At 75.3% G+C, this 24,414-nt stretch carries 17 protein-coding genes; 5 read left to right on the top strand and 12 right to left on the bottom strand.

What is annotated here, in order from left to right:
- Window positions 1-52 precede the first annotated feature (52 nt).
- Window positions 53-1,735: a fatty acyl-AMP ligase gene (locus ND486_RS26490; RefSeq protein WP_251787071.1), complete on the bottom strand. Its 1,683-nt coding sequence runs from the start codon at window positions 1,733-1,735 to the stop codon at window positions 53-55.
- 90 nt (window positions 1,736-1,825) lie between these two features.
- On the opposite strand from ND486_RS26490, the gene ND486_RS26485 reads away from it, so the two are divergent.
- Window positions 1,826-3,193, top strand: coding sequence for a dipeptidase (locus tag ND486_RS26485; RefSeq protein WP_251787070.1), 1,368 nt, complete (start codon window positions 1,826-1,828; stop codon window positions 3,191-3,193).
- A gap of 18 nt (window positions 3,194-3,211) precedes the next feature.
- Here ND486_RS26485 and ND486_RS26480 read toward each other — a convergent pair whose 3' ends face one another.
- A complete protein-coding gene (locus tag ND486_RS26480) occupies window positions 3,212-5,248 on the bottom strand; it encodes an MmgE/PrpD family protein (RefSeq protein WP_251787069.1) in 2,037 nt (678 codons plus the stop codon).
- A 41-nt stretch (window positions 5,249-5,289) separates the two neighbouring features.
- Window positions 5,290-6,852 carry a DASS family sodium-coupled anion symporter gene (locus tag ND486_RS26475; protein ID WP_251787068.1) on the bottom strand — a complete coding sequence of 521 codons (1,563 nt, stop codon included), beginning with the start codon at window positions 6,850-6,852 and terminating at the stop codon, window positions 5,290-5,292.
- A 105-nt stretch (window positions 6,853-6,957) separates the two neighbouring features.
- Here ND486_RS26475 and ND486_RS29960 point away from each other — a divergent pair, with 105 nt between their 5' ends.
- Genes ND486_RS29960 through ND486_RS26460 form a run of 3 tightly spaced genes read left to right on the top strand, consistent with a single transcriptional unit; the run spans window position 6,958 to window position 11,769 of the window.
- Window positions 6,958-7,761 (top strand): IclR family transcriptional regulator, encoded by an 804-nt coding sequence (locus ND486_RS29960; RefSeq protein ID WP_251787067.1) that lies wholly within the window; start codon window positions 6,958-6,960, stop codon window positions 7,759-7,761.
- A gap of 47 nt (window positions 7,762-7,808) precedes the next feature.
- Window positions 7,809-8,633, top strand: a complete 825-nt coding sequence (locus ND486_RS26465; protein ID WP_251787066.1) for an LLM class F420-dependent oxidoreductase — start codon at window positions 7,809-7,811, stop codon at window positions 8,631-8,633.
- A gap of 49 nt (window positions 8,634-8,682) precedes the next feature.
- Window positions 8,683-11,769, top strand: a complete 3,087-nt coding sequence (locus ND486_RS26460; RefSeq protein WP_251787065.1) for a BTAD domain-containing putative transcriptional regulator — start codon at window positions 8,683-8,685, stop codon at window positions 11,767-11,769.
- 19 nt (window positions 11,770-11,788) lie between these two features.
- On the opposite strand, the gene ND486_RS26455 is transcribed toward ND486_RS26460, so the two are convergent.
- The 9 genes from ND486_RS26455 to metG all read right to left on the bottom strand — a co-directional run bounded on the left by ND486_RS26455 (window position 11,789) and on the right by metG (window position 23,736).
- Window positions 11,789-12,616, bottom strand: coding sequence for an ABC transporter permease (locus tag ND486_RS26455; protein ID WP_251787064.1), 828 nt, complete (start codon window positions 12,614-12,616; stop codon window positions 11,789-11,791).
- Window positions 12,613-13,572, bottom strand: coding sequence for an ATP-binding cassette domain-containing protein (locus ND486_RS26450; protein ID WP_083474532.1), 960 nt, complete (start codon window positions 13,570-13,572; stop codon window positions 12,613-12,615). The genes ND486_RS26455 and ND486_RS26450 overlap by 4 nt, the downstream gene beginning before the upstream one ends.
- Window positions 13,573-13,849: 277 nt before the next feature.
- Window positions 13,850-15,652: an ABC-F family ATP-binding cassette domain-containing protein gene (locus ND486_RS26445; RefSeq protein ID WP_208818758.1), complete on the bottom strand. Its 1,803-nt coding sequence runs from the start codon at window positions 15,650-15,652 to the stop codon at window positions 13,850-13,852.
- Between the two features lie 23 nt (window positions 15,653-15,675).
- Entirely contained in the window at window positions 15,676-16,665 is a 990-nt protein-coding gene (locus ND486_RS26440) for a 4-(cytidine 5'-diphospho)-2-C-methyl-D-erythritol kinase (RefSeq protein WP_251787063.1), read from the bottom strand.
- Window positions 16,666-17,384: 719 nt separating this feature from the next.
- On the bottom strand, window positions 17,385-18,905 hold the full coding sequence (locus ND486_RS26435; RefSeq protein WP_251787062.1) for a DHA2 family efflux MFS transporter permease subunit: 1,521 nt from the start codon (window positions 18,903-18,905) through the stop codon (window positions 17,385-17,387).
- Window positions 18,906-18,912: 7 nt separating this feature from the next.
- Window positions 18,913-19,812: a 16S rRNA (adenine(1518)-N(6)/adenine(1519)-N(6))-dimethyltransferase RsmA gene (gene rsmA / locus ND486_RS26430; protein WP_224403981.1), complete on the bottom strand. Its 900-nt coding sequence runs from the start codon at window positions 19,810-19,812 to the stop codon at window positions 18,913-18,915.
- 127 nt (window positions 19,813-19,939) lie between these two features.
- Window positions 19,940-20,851 (bottom strand): resuscitation-promoting factor, encoded by a 912-nt coding sequence (locus ND486_RS29430; RefSeq protein WP_285899302.1) that lies wholly within the window; start codon window positions 20,849-20,851, stop codon window positions 19,940-19,942.
- A gap of 264 nt (window positions 20,852-21,115) precedes the next feature.
- Complete coding sequence (locus ND486_RS26415) at window positions 21,116-21,949, bottom strand: TatD family hydrolase (RefSeq protein ID WP_062400196.1); 834 nt, start codon at window positions 21,947-21,949, stop codon at window positions 21,116-21,118.
- On the bottom strand, window positions 21,946-23,736 hold the full coding sequence (gene metG, locus ND486_RS26410; RefSeq protein WP_251787061.1) for a methionine--tRNA ligase: 1,791 nt from the start codon (window positions 23,734-23,736) through the stop codon (window positions 21,946-21,948). The genes ND486_RS26415 and metG overlap by 4 nt, the downstream gene beginning before the upstream one ends.
- 113 nt (window positions 23,737-23,849) lie before the next feature.
- Between metG and ND486_RS26405 the strand changes: the two genes are divergently transcribed.
- Window positions 23,850-24,413, top strand: coding sequence for a TetR/AcrR family transcriptional regulator (locus tag ND486_RS26405; protein WP_251787060.1), 564 nt, complete (start codon window positions 23,850-23,852; stop codon window positions 24,411-24,413).
- Window position 24,414 lies beyond the last annotated feature (1 nt).

Genomic DNA, 24,414 nt, shown 5'->3' with positions numbered 1-24,414 from the left:
TCCACGGGAGCCCCGGTCCCTCCGCAGGGACCGGGGCTCCCGTGCGTCCGGGTCAGCGGCGGGCGGTGAGCAGGTCCGCCGTCGCGGCGCGGCGCAGCTTCCCCGATGGCGTCTTCGGCAGGCTCCCCGGGGCCAGCACCGCGACCTCGGCCGGCCGCACCCCCACCGCGGAGACGACGCGGCGGATCACGTCGTCGCGGATGGCACGCACCGCCTCGGGGCCGTCGGCCCCCTTCGCCTCGACGGCGACGGCGAACGACTCCCGGTGCCGCCCGTCACCTGCCGGGATCCGGACCGCGACGACGTTGCCCGCGCGCACGCCCTCGACCGCACCGGCGGCCCGCTCGATGTCGGTCGGGTAGATGTTGCGCCCACCCATGATGATGACGTCCTTGGTGCGGCCGCACACCACGACGGCGCCGTCGGGAGTCAGGTAGCCCTCGTCACCGGTGTCGAACCAGCCGTCGCGGTCCTGGGTGGACACCGGGCCGTCGACGGTGAGGTAGCCGGGCGTCACGGCGTCGCCGCGCAGGTGCAGCACCCCGACCTCCCGGGGGCCCAGTACGCGACCGCCGCTGCCGACGACCTTCACCTCGATCCCGGGCAGCGGCGGTCCGAGCTCGGGGAACTCCCGCACCGGACCGGTGCCCGCGGGCTCGGCGCGCCGGTGCGTCTCCAGGGACTCGGCGTCGACCCGGTCCACCGTCAGCCCGGTGTGGACGGGCGCGAAGGACACCCCGAGCGCGGTCTCCGCCATCCCGTAGGCACACAGGACCGACTCCGGTCGGAGCCCGAAGCGGGCACCGGCCTCGGTGAACGCCGCGACGGCCGCCGGGTCCACCGGCTCGGCGCCGTTGAGCGCCAGCCGCAGCGAGGAGAGGTCGAGCGCGCCGTCGTCGACCCGGGCGAGCTGGCGGGCCAGCACGGCGTAGGCGAAGTTCGGGGCCGCGGTGACGGTGCCGCCGTAGGACGAGATCAGCTCGGCCCACAGCCGCGGGCGGCCCAGGAAGTCCGCGGGGGTGACGGTGACCAGGTCCAGCCCGACCGTCATCGGGACGGTCAGGAATCCGACCATCCCCATGTCGTGGAACAGCGGCAGCCACGACACCATCCGGTCGGTCGCGACGTCCAGAGCGGACGCGGTCACCATCGCCCCGATGTTGGCGTGCAGGTTCGCGTGGGTGATCCGCACCGCCTTCGGGGCGGCGGTCGAACCGCTCGTGAGCTGCAGCAGCGCGGTGTCGCCCTCGTCGGCGACGGCGGCGTCCGCGACGAACGCGGCGGGGTCGCCGGTCAGCGAGTCGAGCATCCGGAACGGGACGCCCCGCTCGGTCAGCACCGGCGCGAGCGCGTCGAAGGGCGGGCCGAGCAGCACCATCGCGGCGTCGACCATGCCCAGGGTGGTCACGGTGTCGGCGGCCCACTCGGCGAGGTCGGTGCGCGGGGTCGGCTGGTGCAGCATCGTCACGCTGCCGCCGCACAGCCACACCGCCTGCGCGGCGGGGGCGATCGCCGCGGGCTCGCCGGCCAGCACCCCGACGGCGCCGCCGAAGGGCAGGGCCGGGCCGCCGTCCTCGCCGGGGCGTCGCAGGGCGTCCGCGATCCCGCGGGCCGTCTCGTGCACCTCCGCCCAGGAACGCCGCACGGGATCGTGCGGCTCCCCCGTCGTCATCCCACGGGCGAGCCCGCCGGGAACGGTCGCGGACTCCAGCAACGTCGCCAGGAATCGGGACATGGGCCCGAATGTAGCGACGAACCGCCCGTGCGGGGCGGCACGATCGACGACCGGCCGTACGCGACGCGCCGCGGCGTAGCATCCGGGCGCATGGCCGAGCCGCACACCGCCCCCGCTCCCGCCGACCTCTCCGCCGCCGTCGACGCCGTCCTCCCGGGCGCGCGCACGGACCTCGAGGCGCTGGTCCGTATCCCGAGCATCTGGGCCGACCCGGCACACGCCGAGGACACCCGCCGCTCCGCGGACGCCGTCGCGACGCTGGCCCGCGACGCGGGCGCCGCCTCGGTCGAGATCATCTCCGCCGACGGCGGGGCCCCGGCCGTCGTCGCGCACTGGCCCGCACCCGAGGGCATGCCGACGGTCATGCTCTACGCCCACCACGACGTCCAGCCCACCGGCGGCGACGACGAGTGGACCAGCCCGCCGTTCGAGCCGACCGAGCGCGACGGGCGGCTCTACGGCCGTGGCGCCGCCGACGACAAGGCCGGCGTCATGACCCATCTCGCCGTGCTCCGCGCCTACGAGGGACGGCCGCCGGTCGGGGTCGTGCTGTTCATCGAGGGCGAGGAGGAGTCCGGTTCCCCCACGCTGACCGCGCTGCTGACCGAGCACCACGACAAGCTCTCCGCCGACGTCATCGTGATCGCCGACGCCGCCAACCCGGCCGTCGACGTGCCGGCGCTGACCACCAGCCTGCGCGGCCTGGTCGACGTCGTCGTCGAGGTGTCGATGCTGGAGCGCCCGGTGCACTCCGGGGTCTACGGCGGCCCGGTCGGGGACGCGCTGACCGCGCTGTGCCGCACCCTGGCCACCCTGCACGACGACAAGGGCGAGGTCGCCGTCCCCGGCCTGGTGCGCGGCAGCTCCGACGCGCCCGACCCGGACGAGGCGACCTACCGCTCCGACGCGGGCCTGCTCGACGGCGTCGAGCTGCTCGGCACCGGCTCGATCCCGGACCGGGTCAACCACGCCCCCGCCGTCGCGGTGCTGGGGATCGACGCGCCGAAGGTCGCCGAGGCCTCGAACGTGCTGCTCCCCCGCGCCCGCGCGATGGTCAGCATGCGGCTGGCCCCCGGCCAGGACGCCCGCGAGGCCCAGCGCGCTCTCGCGGAGCACCTGGAGGCCAACGTCCCGTGGGGCGCGCACGTGTCGGTGACGCCCGGCCACGGCGTCGCCGAGCCGTTCAGCCTGTCGTCGGCCGGCGAGGTCTACGACCACGCCCGCGCCGCGTTCTCCGCCGCCTACGGCAACGACGCCGTCGAGACCGGCATCGGCGGGTCCATCCCGTTCATCGCCGAGTTCGCCCGGACGTTCCCGGGCGCGGCGGTGCTGGTCACCGGCGTCGGGGACCCGGCCAGCCGCTGGCACGGCATCGACGAGAGCCTGCACCTGGGCATGTTCGGGCGCGGGGTGCTGGCGGAGGCCCTGCTGCTCGACCGGCTCGCCGGGCGCGGCTGAGCGCCGCGCCCGGTCCGGTCACAGCGGGGCCACGACCGGCACCGCCGCCCCCTCCAGCGCCGACGCCGCCGACGCCGCGGTCATCTCCCGCCGTGCCGCGTCGTCGGTGCCCAGCAGGGCGAGCACGCCGCGCCTGCCGTGCAGCGGCTGCGCCGGCCCGGTGACCCCGGCCGCGGCCAGCCGGGCCGCGGCGACACCGTCGACCACCGCGTCGGCCCGGGACCGTGCGTGCGTCCCACCGCCTCCCGCGTCGCCCGCCACCCCGGTGACCTGGGTGGCGGAGAGCCCGAGGGCGTGCAGCACGACCCGGGCCGACGAGCCCGCCGCGACGGCGGCCGCCAGCGCCGCGGCCACCCGGGTGACCGCACGGGAGGGCACCTCCAGCACCCCCGCCAGGTCGAGGGCGACACCGGCCCCGGCGACGGCGGGTGCCACCGCGTCGGTGCCGTCCCCGCAGGCCAGTGCGGCGGCCACCGCCGCGGTGACCGCCGGGTCGTGCTCGCTCCCCAGCGCGTGCGCCACCACCAGGGCCCGGCGGCGCGGATCGGCCTCGTGCGGGGCGTCGTCCAGGGCGGACCGTCCCCGGTCGACCAGGTGGGCCAGCAGCTCCGCGGCCCGCGGGCCGGGCCGGACCGCGCGCTCCGCGACGAGCTCGGCCAGTGCCGGGTCGGCTCCGGCGACCGGAACCGTGGACTCCGGGGCCCGGCGGGGCAGCGCCCGGCCGGGCGTGGTCGCGGCCAGCAGCGCGGTCACCCAGCCGGGTCCGGTGGCCCGGCACGCCCGGTCCAGCTCCGCGGCGCGCCCGGGCAGGACCGGCTCGACCAGCGCGCGGGCCTTCGCCGCCAGGTCGTCGTCGGTCATCGGGCGGGCCAGGCTCCCCCGGACGTGCTCGACGTCGTGGTGACGCCACTCGCCCCCGACCCGGACCCGCATCCGGGCGGCGTCGCGGGCGCAGTCGTCGAGGGCCTCGAACCGGACCAGCGAGCGCAGCCGGACGGCCTCGTCGCTGCGCACCAGGTCGTCGTCGTAGGCGGGGAGGCCGACCTGCCCGAGGAGGAGCCCCGCCGCGATCCCGTGCGCGGTGGAGAAGCGGGCCTGCAGCCCGTCGACGGGGTCGGGGTTGCCGGTGAGCTCGGGGACGAGCGGGTGGCAGACGAGCTCGATCTCCTCGATCACGCGGGTGTCACCGGCCGGGAGCCCGCTGTGCAGGGCCTCGGCGGCCTCGATCGCCGGGTGGGTCACGATGCCGCAGGGGTAGGGCTTGAACGTGTTGGCGCACAGTTCCCACCGGGTGCCGAGGTCGTCGAGGAGCTCGCCGGGCCGGAACGCCCCGCCGGCGAGCCGGGTCGCGAGTCCCGCCGGGCCGGTGAGGACGTCACCCGGCCACGGGGCGTCGTCCACGGCCGCCTGCACCGCACGCAGCCCGACGACGGCCGCCTGCCCGGGGTGGAACGGCTTGGTCATCGAGCCGAAGCCCTCCCGGTTGCCGACCGGGCCGCTCGCCGCGAGCGCCACCGCGACGGCGAGGCGGTCGGCGTCGAGCCCCCGCAGCAGGCCCGCCGTGACCGCGGCGCCGACCGGGCCGCAGGTGCCGGTGATGTGCCAGCCGGCGTCGTAGTGCTCGGGCGAGATCGCGTTGCCCAGCCGCAGCTGCGCCTCGACGCCCCAGGCCACGGCGGTGAGCACTTCGTCGGCGTCGCGGGCTGCCGGCCCGTCCTGCAGGGCGACCAGCGTCGCCAGCTCGACGGCGCCGGGGTGGATCACGGTGCGCAGGTGGGTGTCGTCGAAGTCGTCGAGGTGCGCGGCGAGCCCGGTGGCCAGGGCGGCGTCGAGCGGACGGAGACGCTCGGGACGGCCCGGGACGACCGCCGTCCCGCCGGGCGCCATCGCGGTGGACGCCGCGACGACCGCGTCCACGGCCGGGGCGCCGGCCGCACCGACGGCGGTGGCGACGACGTTGGCGACGGTGCGCCGGGCGGCGGCGAGCACCTCGTCCGGCAGCGGACCGGTCCGGTCGAGGATCCGGCGGACGAGGGCCTGCAGGGGGTGGGACACGGTTGTCTCCTGGGTCGTGGGGTGCGGGGTGGGACGGCCGGTCACAGGCCGACCAGAGGGGCCATGAGCAGGACTCCGACGACGAGCACCGCCACGCCGACGACATCGAAGACGACGCCGCTGCGGATCATCTTCGTGAGGGGGACGAGGCCGGAGCCGTAGACGATGGCGTTGGGCGGGGTCGAGACCGGGAGCATGAACCCGTATCCGGCCGCGGCCGTCGCGACGAGCCCGGGGATCAGCGGATCGACGCCGATGGCGGCCGCGATCGGGACCACGATCGGCACGACGATCCCGGCGCTCGCGGTGTTGCTGGTCGTCTCGGACACGAGCAGGGCCATGACGGCCGCCAGCACCGTCACCGCCACCAGCGACGACACCCCGAGCCCGGAGGCGATGCCGTCGCCGAAGGTCCGGGCGAGGCCGGTCTCCGAGGACATCGACCCGAGCACGGTGCCGGCGCCGAAGAGCAGGATCACGCCCCAGTCGATCTTCACCGCCTCGGCCCAGGTGAGCGTCGGGGCGGGGCCACCACCGGTGGCCGACCGTGCCGGCAGGAGGAACAGCAGGGTGGCCGCGAAGACGGCCGCGACCCCCTCCGTCACGTGCTCGGTGAGCCAGAGCACGGGCGTGGTGTCCTCGCCGATCACGGCCCCGAGAACGCCCGGGGTGGTCCAGAGCACGACGGCGACGAGGAACGCGACGACGGTGTTCTTCTCCCCGCGGGTCACGCCGCCCAGCGCCGCCCGCTGCTCGGCGACGAACTCGGCGGCGCCCTCGAGGCGGGTGACCTCGGGCCGGTTGAGCAGGAGCAGCAGCACGGCCAGCGCCACGAACATGACCAGCACGATGGGCAGGAACATCGTCACCCACTCGACGAAGCCGATCGTGCGGCCGGTCTGCGCCTCGACCAGGTCGCGGCCGATCAGCTGGTGCGGCGCGCCCACCGGTGTGATGAGCCCTCCGATCGACGCGCCGTAGGCGATCATCAGCATCACCGACGTCGCCCAGCGCGAGCGCGACAGGTCCGGGCCGCCCTCACGGGTGCTGACCGTGCTCACCGAGCGGACGATGCCGATCCCGATCGGCAGCAGCATCGCCACCGTCGCGGTGTTGGACACGAACGCCGAGATCACCGCCGCCAGCACGCCGAACGCGATCATCGTGCGCACCGGGGACCCGGCGATGCCCGGCACCGAGAGCGCACGCAGCGCGATCCGGCGGTCGAGCCCGTGCACGCTCATGGCCCGGGCGATCACGAAGCCGCCGAGGAACACGAAGATCGTGTCGGTCCCGAAGGCCCCGAGCACGGTCTCCTCGTCGGCGACCCCGAGGAACACGCACATCAGGACCGCGAAGACGGCCGTCACCGCCAGCGGCAGTGCCTCGGTGACCCACCACACCATGACCAGCACGAACACCGCGGCGAGCGCCCGCTGGGGCCAGACGAGTCCGTCCGCGAGCAGGAGGACCGCGAGGAACCCGAGCGGCCCGACGGGCAGGCCGATCCGGGCGCGGACGCTGTCGAAGCGGCTGCTCCCGGCCGCCCTCTCCGCGTCGGACGCCTCCGTCGAACCGGCTCGAGCCCCTGACTGCACTGCCATAGTGCCCACCTTTCGGAACAGTGTTTCGTAATGCGGGCACCGTAGACGACAGGTGGGCGCCCGGGCAACGGCCGCACCGCGGGGACGTCGTTAAGCTCCGGCCCCGTGGAGGCACGACGCGACGAGGCCGGGGAGCAGGCGACCGGGGGCGGTGTCCAGTCGATCGACCGGGCCGTCGCGATCCTGTCCGTCTTCTCCCGCGCCCGGCCGATCGCCGGGATCACCGAGATCGCCCGGCTCACCGGGCTGACCCGGGGCACCACCCACCGCCTGGTGAGCGCGCTGGCCAGCCACGGATTCATGGCGCAGGCACCGGGCTCGACCGCCTACTCGCTCGGCCCCCGGCTGCTCGGGCTCGGCGAGGTCGCCCGCGAGCAGCTGTCCCTGGAGTCGCAGGCCCTCCCGATCATGACGCGGCTCCGCGACCGGACCGGGGAGACCGTCGGGCTCCACGTCCTCGACGCCGAGCCCAGCCGCCGGACCATCGCCCAGGTGGAGTCCCAGCAACCACTGCGCCGCATCTACACCGACCTCGGCGCGCCCCGTCCCCCGCACGAGGGCGCGCCCGGGAAGGCGCTCCTCGCCCATGTCGCCCCCGAGCGGCTCGCCGCTGCCCGGGCGCGGCTCGCCGGGGACACGTCCGCGCAGGAACGGCTGGACCGGCAGATCGAGGTGGTCCGCGGCGACGGCTATGCGATCTCGCTGGAGGAGCGCGTCCCCGGGGTCGTCGCCGTGGCCGTGCCCGTCTTCGACCACACCGGCGCGGTCGCCGCGCTGTCGGTGTCGGTACCGGCCGTCCGCGCCGGGCGTGACGAGCTCGTCGGGTTCGTCCCGATGCTGCGGGAGGCGGCCGACGACCTCTCCGCACGCCTCGGCGGGAGCGCTCCACCGCCGGTGCCGGCGAGCTGAGGCGGTCGGCCCCGCGTGCGGACGGCGCACGGCGGGTACCCGGCACCATGAAGTTCGGTATCGCAACGTTCGTGACCGACGAGGGCATCCGCCCCGGGCCGCTGGGCCGGGCGCTGGAGGAACGCGGTTTCGACTCGGTGTTCCTCGCCGAGCACTCGCACATCCCCACCAGCCGGGAGTCGCCCTACCCCGGCGGGGGCGACCTGCCGCGGGTCTACTACCGCACCCTCGACCCGTTCGTCGCGCTCACCGCGATGGCGGGGACGACCACCGACCTGCTGCTGGGCACCGGGATCGTGCTCCTGCCGCAGCGCGACGTCATCCACACCGCCAAGCAGACCGCGAGCCTCGACCTGGTGTCCGGCGGGCGGCTGCTGTTCGGCGTCGGCGCGGGGTGGAACCGCGAGGAGATGCGCAACCACGGCGTCGACCCGAGCACCCGCGGGCCGCTCATGACCGAGCAGCTGCACGCGCTGCGGGCTCTGTGGACCGAGGACGAGGCCGAGTTCCACGGCAAGCACCTCGACGTCGAGCGGTCCTTCTCCTGGCCCAAGCCGGTCCGCACCCCGCCGATCTACCTGGGCGGGGAGAGCGAGGCCGCGCTGAACCGGCTCGCCGAGGTCGGCGACGGCTGGCTCCCGCGCTCGCACACCTCCTACGACGAGATCCGCCGCGTCCGCGAGGACCTCGCCGAGCGGGGCAAGCCGGACGTGCCGACCACGGTGTTCGGCGGGGAGCCGGACCCCGACGTCGTCGCGGGCTACGCCGAGGTCGGCGTCGAGCGGGTCACGTTCCTGCTCCCGACCCTCCCGGAGTCCGAGACCCTCACGACACTCGACGAGCTGGCGCAGGTGGTCCAGCGGTCGAGCTGACCTCGGTCGGCCGGAAACCGGTGGCCGTTGCGGGGCAGAATGGCCGGTGATGTCGATCCGGCTGCTCGGCCCCGTCTCCCTCACCGACGCCGGCGGGCGCGAGCTGCTGCCCGCCGGCGCCCGGGTGCGGGGTCTGCTCGCCCGGCTCGCGCTCGACGCCGGGCATCCGGTCGACACCGCGACGCTGGTCGACGCGCTGTGGGGTGACGACCCGCCGTCGACGGCGAACGCGCTCCAGTCCCTCGCCACCCGGCTGCGCCGCGCGATCGGCGCCGACCGGGTGCGGTCGGCCACCGGCGGTTACCTGCTGGCCGTCGACCCGGACGAGGTCGACGCCCTGCGGTTCGCCGCACTGCGCCGGACCGCGGCGGCCGACCCGGACGACGACCGCGCCCGCGCCCTGCTCACCGAGGCCCTCGACCTGTGGCACGGTGCGCCGCTGGGCGGGCTGAACGGGCTCGCGTTCGCCGCACCGGCCGCCACCCGGCTGACCGACGCCCGCGCGGGCGCCGCCGAGGAGCTGGCCGCCCGCGGGCTCGCGGCCGGCGTGCCCACGGCAGGTCTGGACGCGCTGACCGCGGTCCTCGCCGAGCAGCCGCTCCGGGAGACCACGGCCGTCGCGCTGGCCCGCGGGCTGCACGCGGCCGGACGGCGGGCCGACGCGCTGGCCGTGCTCGACCGGACCCGGGCCGCGCTGGCGGAGGAGCTCGGCGTCGACCCGGGCCCGGAGCTGCTGCGGACCCGCACCGAGCTGCTGCGCGACGACCCGCCCGCCGCCACCGCGGTCCCCGCACGGCGGCCGGGACCGCCGCAGGAGCGGACCCGGCCGGTGGCGCTCACCTCGTTCGTCGGCCGCGAGAAGGACCTGGACCGGGTGCGGGCGCTGCTCGGCTCGACGCGGCTGGTCACCGTGGTCGGGCCGGGCGGGGCCGGGAAGACCCGGCTGTCGCAGGAGGCCGTGCGCGACGTCGGTACGGCCGTCGCCGTGGTCGAGCTGGCCGCGCTGACCGGTGGCGACCAGGTGGTCCCGGCCGCGCTGCACGCCGTCGGCGGGCCGGAGCTGTCGGTCGCGGACCGCGGTGGTCCGGACGCCGGGACACGGCTGGTGTCGGCGCTGACCGGCCGCGAGCTGGTGCTGCTGCTGGACAACTGCGAGCACCTGGTCGACGACGTCGCGGACCTCGTCCACGACCTGCTCGCCCGGCTGCCCGGGCTGCGGGTACTGGCGACCAGCCGGGAACCCCTCGGGGTGCCGGGCGAGGTCCTGCACCCGCTGGGGTCGCTGGACCCGGCGCAGGCGACGCGGCTGTTCGCCGAACGGGCCGTCGCCGTCCGGCCGGACCTCGACCCGGCCGCCCACGCCCGGGCCGTCGCCGAGATCTGCCGTCGTCTCGACGGTCAGCCGCTGCCGATCGAGCTCGCGGCGGCCCGGGTGCGCAGCATGACCCCGGCCGAGATCGCCGACCGGCTCGCCGACCGGTTCCGGCTGCTGGTGACCGGTGCGCGGACCGCGTTGCCCCGCCACCAGACGCTGCGGGCCGTCGTCGACTGGAGCTGGGACCTGCTCTCCCCCGCCGAGCGTGCGTTCGCGACCCGGTTCGGGGTGTTCGCCGGTCCGGTCGACGCCCGCACCGTCGAGGCCGTCTGCGGCGACGACGCGTTCGACCTGCTCCCGGCGCTGGTGGAGAAGTCGCTGGTCGTCCCGGTCGACGGCGCCGAGGACGGCGCGACCCGCTACCGGATGCTGGAGACGATCCGCGAGTACGCCGCCGCACGGCTCGCCGACGCACCGGACCACGACGCCGTGACCGCGGCGCACGCCGACCACCTGCTCGCGGTGCTGGAGCCCGGGGAACCACGGCTGCGCACCGGGGACCAGCTCGACCAGCTCGCCGTCGTCCGGCGGGTGGAGGGCGAGGCCGTCCGCGCGCTGGACCGCGCCGTCGACGCCGGCGACGGTCCCCGGGCACACCGGCTGTTCGCGGCACTGGGCTGGAGCTGGATGGTCCGCGGCGACCTCGGGTCGCTGAAGCGCTGGTCCGACCGGACGGCGACGGTCCCGGCCGAGGCACCGGCCGCCGCGGTCGCGTTCGCCCGCACGATCCGGGCGACGGTCCACATCGGGTTCGGCGACGAGCCGGGTGCGGCGCAGGCGGAGCTCGACGCCGTCGTCGCACTGTGGCCGGAGCTGCCCGAGCCGCGGCACCCCGTGGTCGAGCTCGCCCGGCCCACGGGCCTGCTGTTCGGTGACGGGGACCGCTCCGCGCTCGTGGCCATCGCCGACGGCGACGGCGAGCCGTGGCTGCGGGCGACGGCGTCGCAGATCATCGCCGCGTACGCCGAGAACACCGGCGACCTCGACGTGCAGCGGGTCCGGCTGCGGGCCGCGCACGAGCTGTTCGCCCGGACCGGGGACCGCTTCGGGCTCGGGATGACGACGTTCGCGCTCGGTGAGCTGGAGGACTACGCCGGGGACACCGACGCCGCCCGCCGGGCCTGGACCGAGGCGGTCGCGCTGTCCGCCGAGCTGGGCAACGCCGACGACGTCCCCCAGTTCCACCTGCAGCTCGCCCGGCTCGCCTCCCGCGACGGCGACGAGACCGAGGCCCGCGAGCACCTCCGCCTGGCCGTCGACCACGACATCGTCGACGACCCCCGTGCGGACTTCGGCCTGCGCTGGGGCCGGGCCGACGTCGAGCTGCGGCTCGGGAGACCGCAGGAGGCCCTGGACCTGCTCCAGGAGTGCGACGCGCCGGCCCGGCCCGGCCCCGGACGGCTGCAGCGGGAGGCGTCGACGCACGCGCTCATCGCGGCCGCGCTGCTCGCCCTCGGACGTCCCGGCGACGCCCGCGAACGGCTGGAGCAGGCCGGGCGGTCCGCCGTCGCCAGCGAGGACGGACCGATCCTCGGCCTGGTCGCCGAGACCTCCGCGCGGTGGGCGCTGGACGCGGGGGACGCGGAGCGGGCCGGGGAGCTGCTCGGCGTCGCCCTGGCCCGCCGGGGGGCACTGCACCTGGGGCTGCCCGAGGTCGTCGCGACGCTGGAGGGGGTCCGCGCACGGCTGGGCCCGGCCGCGGCCGAGGCTGCGGTCGACCGTGGCCGGGCCCTCCCCCGGGACGCGCCCCCCACACCGTGAGCGCCCGGCCGCCGCGCCCTCAGGTCCGGCGGCGGTAGAGCGCGACGGCCAGGGGCGCGAAGACCACGACCAGGCCCGCGGAGGTCAGCAGCGACACCGTCGCCGCGCCACCCGCCGGCGCGCCGTCGAGCAGGGCGCGCACGGCGTCCGCGGTCCGCGAGACCGGGTTGACCGCGACGAAGCCCTGCAGCCAGCCGGGCATCGTCTGCGTCGGGACGAACACCGAGCTGGCGAACGTCAGCGGCAGCATGATCAGCGCGGACAGTCCCTGCACCGAGCGGGGCTGCCTCACGACCATCGCGAGCGCGGTGAACACCCAGCACAGTCCGAACGCGAACGCGACGACCAGCCCGAACGCGGCGAGGATGCCGAGCGGGCCCGCCGGGGTCCGGTAGCCGAGCGCGAACCCGAACACCAGCATGATCACGCCGGAGGTCACGTAGCGGACGAGGTCCGCCCCGATCGCGCCGACCAGCGGGGCCGCGCGGGAGATCGGCAGGCTGCGGAAGCGGTCGAAGATCCCGGTCCTGAGGTCCTCGGCCAGGCCCACGCCGGTGCCCGCGGAGGCGAACACCACCGTCTGGAGCAGGACACCGGGCAGGGCGTAGTGCAGGTACTCCGTGCTGTTGCCGGCGATCGCGCCGCCGAAAACGTAGACGAACAGCAGCAGGAAGACGACCGGCTGCAGCGTGACGTCGATCAGCGCCTCCGGTGAGTGGATCGTCTTCACGATCCCGCGGCGGGCCAGCGACAGCCCGTGCCGCACCGTCGAGGGCAGCATCGGGGCGGAGCCGGCCGACCGGCCGGAGCTCGGGCTGGTGGGCGGGGTCTCGAGGGTGGCGGTCATCGGGGGCCTCCGGAGGTGGTCTCGGCCGCGTGGCCGGTGAGGGAGAGGAAGACGTCGTCGAGGCTGGGGAGGCGCAGACCGATCTCGGCGACGGCGACGCCCTCGGCCACCAGCCGGTCCTCGGTGCGGCGCAGCGCACCGTGGTCGGCGACGGCCGCGGTGACCTCCCCGGACGGCTCGACCGTCGGCTCGGCGCCGGCCTCCTGCGCGACGACGGCGGCGACCAGCGGTGCCTCGCGCGGCAGCTCGGGGCGCACGTGCAGGCGTCGCCCGCCGGCCCGGGACTTCAGCTGCGCGGCCGTGCCCGAGGCGATGACCCGCCCCCGGTCCAGGACGACGAGGTCGTGCGCGAGCTGATCGGCCTCCTCCAGGTACTGGGTGGTGAGCAGGACGGTGACGCCGTCCTCGGCGAGCCGTCGCACGGCCTCCCACACCTCGTTGCGGTGCAGCGGGTCCAGCCCGGTGGTGGGCTCGTCGAGGAACAGCACCTCGGGGCGCCCGACGAGGCTCGCGGCCAGATCGAGCCGCCGGCGCATGCCGCCGGAGTAGGTGCCGGCGCGGCGCCCGGCGGCGTCGGTGAGCCCGAAGCGCTCGATCAGCTCGACGGCGCGGGCCCGGGCGGCCGGGCGCGGCAGGTCGAGCAGCCTGCCGATCAGGTACAGGTTGTCGCGACCGGTCAGGGACTCGTCGACGGCGGCGTACTGGCCGGTGAGGCCGATCAGGGAGCGGACCCCGGCGGCGTCGCCGACGACGTCGCGGCCGAGCACCGCGGCCCGGCCCGCCGAGGGCGGGAGCAGCGTGGCCAGCATGCGGACGGTCGTCGTCTTGCCGGAGCCGTTCGGGCCGAGCAGCCCGAGGACCTGTCCGCGCCCGGCGGAGAAGGAGATCCCGTCGACGGCGCGGACGTCACCGAAGGTCCGGACCAGGCCGTCGACCTCGATAGCGGGAGTGTTCATGCCGGTGAGCGTGCGCCCGGACGCTGACACGGCCCTGGTACGGCGCTGGCATCAGCGTGACAGCCGCGGGTGGCGGACTCGCCGCCACGAGCCCGGTCCCGTCGCCACCCCCCGACTGTGGCGACGGAACCGGCCCGTCTCTCCCCCCGCGCCCCGGCGAGGCTCCCCAGCCCGCCGTGACGCGAGTACGACGGTATCCGCGCACCCGGGGGCCGCGGATCGGTCGAACTACTGATCTCTTACCCGGGGTCTCTCCTACCTGGGTAGGAGAGACCCCTCATCCCTCAGCGCGCTCGGCGGCCTCGAGCCACTCCAGCTCGACGCTCTCGCGCTCGGCGACGACGGCCTTCAGCTCCCGGTCCAGCTCCATCAGCTTTCCGGGCTCGGTGGCGGCCTCGGCGAGCCGGGCGTGGAGCTTCTCCTCCTGCGCGGTGAGCTGCCCCATCCGTCGTTCCAGGCGCTGGGCGTCCTTGCGGGCGGCCCGCTGCTCCGCGGCGCTCGCCTTCGGCCCGGCCGCCTGTGCGACGGGCGCGCCGGCCGGTACCGGCGCGGTCGGTGCGGCCCCGGCGGGGCCGTGGCCGGTGGCGGCACGACGGGTCAGGTACTCGCCGATCCCGCCGGGCAGGTGGGTGAGGTGCCCGTCGCCGAACAGGGCGACGACCTGGTCGCAGACCCGCTCGGTGAGGTACCGGTCGTGGCTGACGACCACCAGGGTGCCCGGCCAGCCGTCGAGGAGGTCCTCCAGCCCGGCGAGGGTGTCGACGTCCAGGTCGTTGGTGGGCTCGTCGAGCAGCAGGACGTTCGGCTCGTCCATCAGCAGCCGGGTCAGCTGCAGCCGCCGGCGCTCGCCACCGGACAGGCGCCCGACCGGGGTCCACTGGCGGGCCGCGGGGAACCCGAGCCGCTCCAGCACCTGCGACGCGGTCATCTCCTGCTTGCCGAACCGCACGTACTTGGCGACGGCCTCGGTGGCCTCCAGCACGCGCATCTCGGCGGGCAGGTCGACGAGCTCCTGCGACAGCTGCGCCATCTTCACGGTGCTGCCCTGGACGCGCCGGCCCGAGTCGAGCGCACGTTCCCCGGACAGGGCACGCAGCAGCGTCGTCTTGCCGGAGCCGTTGACCCCGACGATGCCGACCCGGTCGCCCGGGCCGAGCCGCCAGGTCACGTCGTCGAGCAGGGTGCGCCCGGCGACGGAGACGGTCGCGTCCTCCAGCTCCAGCACGGTGCGCCCGAGCCGGTTGGTCGCGAACGCCATCAGCTCGACGGTGTCGCGCGGCGCGGGCACGTCGGCGATCAGGGCCTCCGCGGCCTCGATCCGGTAGCGGGGCTTCGAGGTCCGGGCGGGCGGACCGCGGCGCAGCCAGGCCAGCTCCTTGCGGGCCAGGTTGCGGCGGCGCTGCTCGGCGGCGTCGGCCTGCCTGCCGCGCTCGGCGCGGGCGTAGACCCAGTCGGCGTAGCCGCCGGTGTAGGACTCGACGCGCCCGTTCGCGACCTCCCAGGTCCGGGTGCAGACGGTGTCGAGGAACCAGCGGTCGTGGGTGACGACGACGAGTGCGATCCGCCGCGACGTCAGGTGCGTCGCGAGCCAGCCGATGCCCTCGACGTCGAGATGGTTGGTGGGCTCGTCGAGGACGACGAGGTCGAGCTCCCCGATCAGCGCCGCGGCGAGCGCGACCCGGCGCTTCTCGCCGCCGGACAGCCCGTCGGTGGGTCGCTCGATGTCGGAGATGGCGAGCCCGTCGAGGACGTCGCGGACCCGGGCGTCGGCGGCCCACTCGTGGTCGGCGCCGTACTCGGCGAGGACGATGTCCCGCACCGTCGACCCGGCCGGGAAGCGGTCGTGCTGCACCAGGTGCGCCATCCGCAGGCCCCCGAGGCGGCTGACCCGGCCGCCCTCGACGGGCCGGTCGCCGGTGATCACGTCGAGCAGGGTCGACTTCCCGCCGCCGTTGAGGCCGACGACGCCGATCCGGTCGCCGCGCTCGACGCCGAGCGAGACACCGTCGAGCAGGACGCGGCTGGCGTCACCGGGCACGTGCGCGGTGACGTTCTCCAGGTTGAGCAGGTTCTCGGGCAACTACGTCTCCACCGTCGGGAAGGTCAGGCACGGACCGGGGGCCACGAGCCGGAGCTCGAGGGACCGCCGCGGTCGGGGGGGTGGTCGCCGCCGGTCTCGGAGGTGTCGACGATGCGGGCGCCGCCGGCCGGGCCGTGGGCGACCCGCACCGTCCGGCACACCCCCATCCCGGCGAGCTCGGTCGCGACCTCGACGGCGGAGTCGGCGTCGGCGCACAGGAACGCGCAGGTCGGCCCGGACCCGGACACCAGCCCGGCGAGCGCGCCGGAGTTGACCCCGGCGCGCAGGGTGCGGCGCAGGTCCGGGGCCATCGAGACGGCGGCCACCTGCAGGTCGTTGCCCAGGTTGAGCGCGAGCCGGCGCGGGTCCCCCGAGGACAGTGCCTCCAGGACGGGCTCGACCGGCCGCTCGGCGATCGGACCGTCGCCGCGCAGCCGGTCCAGCTCGGAGAACACCGCCGGCGTGGACAGCCCGCCGCGGGCCAGCGCGATCACCCAGTGCAGCCGGTGCCGGGCGAGCACGGGGATGATCTTCTCGCCGCGGCCGGTGCCGAGCGCGGTACCGCCGTGCAGGCCGAACGTGACGTCCGATCCGAGCTCGGCGGCCAGCTCGGACAGCTCGTCGCGGCCCAGCTCCAGCCGCCACAGCGAGGACAGCGCGACGAGCGTGCCCGCCGCGTCCGCGGAGCCGCCCGCCATGCCGCCCGCGACCGGGATGCCCTTGCGCAGGGTCACCCGCACGTCCGGGTCACGCCCGGCCTTCTCCGCGAGCAGCTCGACCGCCCGCCAGGCCAGGTTGGTGGCGTCCAGCGGCACCTCGGCGACGCCGTCGCCGTGCACCTCCAGCGCGGGCTCCTGGGCCTGCTCGACGGAGATCTCGTCGAACAGGCTGACGGCGTGGAACACCGTGACGAGGTCGTGAAAGCCGTCCGGCCGCACCCCGCCCACGGCGAGGTGCAGGTTGATCTTCGCGGGAACCCGGACGGTGACCGGTCGCGGCACGGCGGACAGCACCGCTCAACCCTACGGGCAGCACGGGACGGGCCGCCGCCGCCCGGCATCCGGGGTGGCCGGGCTCACCGGTCCGGCCGGGCCGCCCGGTCCGCCGCACTGCCCGGTCCGGCCGCACTGCCCGGTCCGGCCGCACTGCCCGGTCCGGCCGCACTTCCCGGTCCGGCCGGCCGGCCGGACCCCGGCGGCCCGACCTCGGCCGATCCGACCCAGCCGATCCGACCCCGGCCGATCCGACCCCGGCGGCGCGGCACCGGGTGACGCGGCAGGCCGATCAGCCCCGGTCACGGGCACCCGTCCCCCGACGAATCCGCTTACCCGGTAAGCGAGTTCGGAGAACCGGCACCCACGCGGGCCGATGGGTAGGACAGCGCTGCCGGTGGGACGGCCACCGCCCGCCCCGCCCGAGACCGCCCCCCACCCGACACCGCCCGATCTACCACCGTCGGCACCGGGATCGTCCCCACCGACACCGTCTCTCCGGCGAATTCGCTCACCGGGTAAGCGAACTCGCACAACAGGCATCCGCGATCGCCCGGCGCGGACCGCCCGAGGCGGATCGCCCGGCGCGGATCCCACACGGTGCAGACCTCGCGGGTGCAGACCTCACGGCCAGACGGTCTGGGCGGCACGGCGGAGCGCCGAGGACCGCCGCCTGACCGATCACCCGGCCCACCGCCGACGCCCGCTCCCGGAGGAGACGCCCGCTCCTGGAGGAGGAGCTACCGGGTGAGTGACTCCGCGGAGCCGGTGCGCTCCGTGGCGGCGCGGCGCTCGACCAGGTGGCGCGGCGTCGCGAAGCAGGCGACGGCCACGAACCCGATCACCAGTACGGCCGCGGGCAGCAGCATCGACTGGGCCATCGCCGTCGCGAAGGGCTCGCGGAGCATCTCGGGCAGCGGGCCGCCGGTCGCGGCGGCCTCCGGGGAGCCGCCGGTCGCCGACGCGCCCGGGACGAGCGCGGCAATCCGCGACTCCATGAGCACCGCGATGCCCGCGCTGCCGAGCACCGCGCCGACCTGACGGGTCGTGTTGTAGACACCCGACCCGGATCCGGCCTGGTCCATCGGCAGGTTGCGGGTGGCGCTGGTGGAGATCGGCGCCCAGACGCAGGAGTTGGAGATGCCGAGCAGGGTGAGCGGCAGCAGCAGCTGCCAGACCGGGGTGTCCGGGCCCATCACCCACGCCAGCCAGGCCAGCGCGATGACGAACGTCGACATCCCGAAGCCGCCGATCAGCCGCGGGTGGACGCGGTCGGTCAGCCGCCCGGTGTACGGCGCGAGCGCGCCGGAGAAGATCGCCAGTGGCGCGAGCAGCAGCGCGGCCTGGGTCGGGGTGAAGCCGCGCACGCTCTGCGCGTAGATCATCAGCGGGAAGCCCTGCGCGGTGATCGCGAAGCCGACGGTGCAGATCGCGATGTTGGCCAGCGAGAAGTTGCGGTCCCGGAACAGGCGCAGCGTGACCAGCGGCTCGCTGGTGGTGACCCGCTGCCACCACACGAACGCGACCAGCACGACGACGCCGCTGCCGATCAGCGCCCAGATCCCGGCACTCCAGCCGAACTTCTGGCCCTCCTGGATGCCGAAGACCAGCAGGAACATGCCCGCTGCGGACAGCACCACGCCGACGACGTCGAACCGGCGGCGCGAGGTCTCGAGCGAGGGCACCAGCCGCCAGGCGGCGACGAAGGCGATCACCCCGACCGGGACGTTCACGAAGAAGATCCACTCCCAGCCGAGGCCGCCGACGAGGAGCCCGCCGACGATCGGCCCGGTGAGTGTCGCGACGCCGGCGACGGCGCCCCACAGGCTCATCGCGCGCCCGCGCTGGGCCGCCGGGAAGGTCCGGGTGATGACGGCCATGGTCTGCGGCGTCATCATCGCGGCGCCGAAGCCCTGGGCGACCCGCGCGACGATCAGGGCGCCGACGGTCGTCGTGAGCCCGCACCACAACGAGGCCAGGGTGAACACCGCGAGCCCGCACAGGTAGACCCGCTTGGGCCCGAACCGGTCCCCCAGCCGCCCGGTGACCAGCAGCGGGACGACGTAGGCGAGCAGGTAGGCGCTGGTCACCCAGACGACGGAGTTCACGTCGGCGTCCAGCGAGGTCAGGAGCGCGGGCGTCGCGACGGTGACGATGGTGGCGTCGACCAGGATCATGAAGAACCCGATCACCAGCGCCCACAGCGCGGGCCACGGGTTCGTCCCGTCGGCGCTGACCACCTGTTCCCTCGACCGCGTCACCACGCCATCATGCGCCGCCCCCGGCACGGTCCGGTCGGGTGGGAGGGTGCCCAGCCGGGCGGTTCCGGGCGATCCGGGCGAAGTCGGACACCGCCAGGGTCTCGGCGCGGGCGGTGGGGTCGACCCCCGCGGCGCGCAGGGCCTGTTCGGCCGCCGCGGCCGAGCCGGCCCAGCCCGACAGTGCTCCCCGCAGCACCTTGCGGCGCTGTGCGAAGGCCGCGTCGACGACCGCGAAGGTCGCCGCCCGGTCGGCGTCGGCGGGCGGGTCGTGCCGGGTGAAGGCCAGCAGCCCGGAGTCGACGCCGGGGACCGGCCAGAACACCGCGCGCGGCACCGGCCCGGCCCGGCGGGCGGCCGCGTACCAGGCGAGCTTGGCGCTGGGGGCGCCGTACTCGCGCGAGCCGGGTCCGGCGGCGAGCCGGTCGGCGACCTCCGCCTGCACCATGACCAGCCCGGTCCGCAGCGACGGCAGCTCGGCGAGCAGATGCAGGATCACCGGCACCGCGACGTTGTAGGGCAGGTTCGCGACGATCGCGGTGGGCGGCGCCGCACCGGGCCCGGCGTCGGCCGCGAGCCGGTCCGCGCCGACCCGCATGGCGTCGGCCCCGGTCACGGTGAGGCGACCGGCCAGCTCGGGGGCGCGCTCAGCGACGGTGGCGGGGAGCAGCCCGGCCAGCACCGGGTCGATCTCGACGACGTGCACCCGGGCCGCGACCGGCAGCAGCGCCAGGGTGAGCGAGCCGAGACCGGGGCCGACCTCGAGGACGACGTCGTCGCCGTCGACACCGGCGGACTTCACGATCCGGCGGACGGTGTTGGCGTCGTGGACGAAGTTCTGGCCGAGCTTCTTGGTGGGGCGCAGACCGAGCCGCTCGGCCAGCACCCGGACGTCGGCCGGGCCCAGCAGGCGGGCGGTGGCGGTGGTCCGGCTCCGGTCGCCGTCGGCGTCGATGCTCCGGCTCCGGCCGCCGTCGGTCCCGTGGTCGCTCACGGCACCATTCTCGCCGGGCACCCCGGGCGGGGTGCGTGCGGGATCAGCTCAGGCCGAGCTTGGAGGAGCAGGACGGCCAGGCGCTGTAGCCGCCGCGGTCGTCCTTGACCTTCTCCGCGACCGCGATCTGCTCCTCGCGGGAGGCCTGGTCCGCGGTCGGGGCGTACTGCCCGCCGCCGTAGGCCTGCCAGGTCTGCTTGTTGAACTGCAGCCCGCCCTGGTAGCCGTTGCCGGTGTTGATCGCCCAGTTGCCGCCGGACTCGCACTTGGCCAGCTTGTCCCAGGTCGCGCCGTTCGAGACCGCGGGCGCCGAGGACTTCGCCTTCGCGGCGGCCTTCTCGACGGTCTCCTCGACCTTCTTCTTGGTGCCGACCTTGACGACGCGCGGCATGGCCGGGGTGTCCTGACCGGCGCCGACGCGCTCGCGGGCGATCTCGCGGCCCTGGTCGTAGGTGACCCGCCAGATGATGCTGCGGGCGCCCTCGCGGCCCGGGTCGACGACGGTGCGGGTGCCCTCGTCGAGCGACGGGTCCTGCACCTCCTGCTCCGGCGCCGGGAGCTTCTGCGACTCGACGATCTGGGCGTTCACGATGTCCGAGCCGGTGGTCGGGGCGGCGACCGGGGCGAACGACGCGGGCGAGGAGGGCCGGTCGAGGTTCATCGACGCCGTGCCGAGGTCGGTGGCGTTCGCGGCGAGCCCGGCCTGGAGCTCCCGGGCGGGCTGCTCGGCCGGGGCGGTGAGCACCGCGGCGGCGAGGCCGCCGGTGGGGACCGAGAACAGCGCGGCCGCAGCGGCCGTCCGGACCCCGGCCCGGGAGCGGGCACCGGCGGTGCGGTGACGGCCCTCGTAGGTGACGTACCCGGCCTCGTCGCCGGCGAGACCGGCGGGCGCGATGACGGGGAGCGGTCGCGTGAGCTCGTCGTCGGCGAGCGGTGCGGCGTGACGCGAAGACATGACTTCCCGGGGGCTCGGCTGTCCGGGAAGGGCCATGACCTGCGGGAACGACGACCGGCGCGGTGCCGGGGAGCGGAACCGTCGCTGGGGAGCGGACCGGTCGTCGTCCCGCGGGTCGGGGGAGCGACCCCGTCCCGGCGGGTACGACGACGGACGTTAGCGGACCGTGACCCGGCGCAGCGTTTCCGACGCGCGCGTGGCGACGAGCGGACGGTGGTCGACGGTGAGTGACGACAACCCCGCCACTCGTCACGGCGGACGGCGTCAATCGGTTGTGCGCAGCCGGAAGATCCGTTCGGCGTTGCGGCGGGCCGTCTCGGCGACCAGGGCCTCGGACTCCCCGCGGGTCGCGGCGATCCCCCGCACGGTCCACGGCAGCACGTAGGGCTCGTTGGCGCGGCCGCGGTGCGGGTGCGGGGTGAGGAACGGCGCGTCGGTCTCCACGAGGTACTGCCCGGCGGGCACCAGCGCCGCCGCGGCGCGCAGCTCGTGGTTGTTCTTGAAGGTGACGGGCCCGGCGAAGGACAGGACGTACCCGGCGTCGGCGCACTCCCGGGCCATCGCGGCGTCGCCGGAGAAGCAGTGGAAGACGACGGTGTCCGGGGCGCCCTCCTCGCGGAGGATGCGCAGGACGTCGTCGTGGGCGTCCCGGTCATGGATCATCAGCGGCTTGCCGGTGCGCTTGGCCAGCCCGATGTGCCAGCGGAACGCGTCCTGCTGCGCGGCGGGCGGGCTGTGGTCCCAGTAGTAGTCCAGGCCGGTCTCGCCGATCGACACGACACGGTCGTCGGCGGCCAGCCGCTCGATCTCGGCGAGGTCGGCGGCCGGTACCCGTGCCGTCCGGGTGGGGTGCAGCGCGACGGCCGCCCACACCCGGTCGTCGGCGTGCGCGGCGCGGACGGCGAACCGCGCGCCGTCGAGGTCGTCGGCGATGGTGACCGCGCCGACGACGCCGACCGCCGCCGCCCGGTCCATCGCGGCGACGACGTCGGCGTCGGTCTCGCAGCCGCACGCGTCGAGGTGGGTGTGGCTGTCGATCGTCGGCGCGGCGAGCGGCTCCGGCGGCTCGGGACGCGGCCGGCGGCCGTGTCCGCTCACTTCTGGACCGGGGCCCACTCCGGTCCGGTCTCCCCCAGCTCGGGCGCGAGCTTGGCGATGATCGGCGACGGCTTGGCCAGCGGGCGTCCCACCTCGATCGGCGTCGACCCCCAGTGGGCCTGCTCGGCGGCGTAGTCGCCGGTGAGGACCGGGTAGGCGGGGCCGTCGCCGAGGTCGTCGACGGTCGTCTTCTCCGGCTGCGCGGCCCACACCCCGGTACCACCGAGCGCCTCGTGCACCTTCTGCGCCGCGTGCGGCAGGAACGGGGTCAGCAGGGTGTTGGCGTCCTGCACGACCTGGAGCGCGGTGTGCAGGATCGTGTCCCGGCGCTCCGGGTCGTCCTTGCGCTTCCACGGCTCCTGGTCGGACAGGTACCGGTTCGCGGCGGTGACCACGCGCATCGCCTCACCCGCGGCCTGCTTGAACCGGTTCCGCGCGAGCAGCCCGCCGACGGTGTCGAACCCGGCCCGCGAGTACGCGAGCAGCTCGGCGTCGGCCTGCTGCGGCGCCGTCGGCGTGGGGACCGCGCCCACGTTCTTGTGGGCCATCGAGATGGACCGGTTGACCAGGTTGCCCCACTCGTTGGCCAGCTCGAAGTTCACCCGGCGGACGAACTCGTCCCAGGTGAAGTCGACGTCCTGGTTCTCCGGCCCGGCGACGGCGATGTGGTAGCGCAGCGCGTCCGGCCCGAACTCGCGCAGGAAGTCGCCGACGTAGATGACGGTGCCGCGGCTGGTCGAGAACTTCGACCCGCTCATCGTCAGGTACTCCGAGGACACGACCTCGCTGGGCAGGTCGAGCGTCCCGTACGGCCCCGGCTCGCCGCCGCGGTCGCCCGCGCCGTTCTGCCCGAGCAGGATCGCCGGCCACATCACCGAGTGGAAGGTGATGTTGTCCTTGCCCATGAAGTAGAAGGCCTCGGCGGCCGGGTCGGTCCACCACTGCTTCCACGCGTCCGGGTCCGGGCCGCGGCGGGCCCACTCCACCGAGGCGGACAGGTAGCCGATGACGGCGTCGAACCAGACGTAGATCTTCTTGAGCGGGTTGTCCGACCAGAGGTCGAGCGGGACGGGCACGCCCCACTCCAGGTCGCGGGTGATGGCGCGCGGCTTGAGGTTCTCCACCAGGTTGGCGGAGAACTTGAGCACGTTGGGGCGCCAGTCGGTGCGGGTCGACAGCCAGCTGCCGAGCGCCTCGGAGAAGGCGGGCAGGTCGAGGAAGAAGTGCTCGGTCTCGACGAACTTCGGCGTCTCCCCGTTGATCCGCGAGCGCGGGTTCCTGAGGTCGGCCGGGTCGAGCTGGTTGCCGCAGTTGTCGCACTGGTCGCCGCGGGCGCCGTCGTAGCCGCAGATCGGGCAGGTGCCCTCGATGTAGCGGTCGGGCAGGGTGCGGCCGGTGGACGGGCTGATCGCGCCCAGCTGCGTCTTCGGGACGACGTAGCCGTTCTTGTACAGCGCGGTGAACATGTCCTGCACGACGCGGTAGTGGTTCGACGTCGTGGTCCGGGTGAACAGGTCGTAGCTCAGCCCGAGACCCTGCAGGTCGTCGGTGATCACGCCGTTGTACTTGTCGGCGAGCTGGCGCGGGGTCAGCCCCTCGGCGTCGGCCTGGACCTGGATCGGGGTGCCGTGCTCGTCGGTGCCGGACACCATCAGCACCCGGTCCCCCGCCATCCGCCGGTACCGGGCGAACACGTCGGAGGGCACACCGAAGCCGGACACGTGGCCGATGTGCCGGGGGCCGTTGGCGTAGGGCCACGCCACGGCGGTCAGCACGGCTTTACTCATGCCCTCCAGCGTATTCACCGTCGCCATCCCGTTCTGCGGCGGCACATCACCAAAGATGGGGATAGCTCGCGGAGACGGGTGTCGTTCCCCCTGCTGGTGTCATAGTGGCGCCCATGGACCGGGGTGAACGGGACCGCGAGGCACTCCTCGACGCGGCCCTGCAGCAGTGGGTGGACGGCGGGTGGCCCGCCATCGACCCCTCCTCGGCCGCGGAACGGGCCGGGCTGCCCGCCTCCGCCGCGGCGGAGTTCGCCTCGGGCGTGGAGCTCGGGTGTGCGGTGTTCGACCACGTCGTCGACGAGCGCGCCGCCGCCACGATGGCCGCGGTGCAGTCGGCGGCCCCGAACCCGGCCGCCCAGATCAGGGCCGCCCTCACCGCGTGGTTCGACGACGTCGACCGCGACCCGCGCCGGGTCGTGGCGCTGGTCGACGCGGTCGGCTGTCCTGCGCTGCTCGCGCGCCGCCGCAGCGCCAACCGCGGCTTCGCCGAGCTGATGGTCAGCGGCGCCGCCGACACCCGGATCGAGCCCGACGACCTGCGCGTCGCCGGGCACTTCTGCCTCGGCGGGATGGGCGAGATCGTGCTGGCCTGGCTGGACCCGGAGAGCCCCGTGACCCGCGAGCAGGCCCTGCGCCACGGGGTCCGGCTCTACGAGTCCTGCCTGTTCACCCGCTGAA

The sequence above is a fragment of the Pseudonocardia sp. DR1-2 genome (assembly GCF_023717215.1).
Classification (GTDB): Bacteria; Actinomycetota; Actinomycetes; order Mycobacteriales; family Pseudonocardiaceae; genus Pseudonocardia; species Pseudonocardia alni.
The sequence above is the reverse complement of the archived record's forward strand: the minus strand, read 5'-3'. Positions and strand labels throughout refer to the sequence as shown.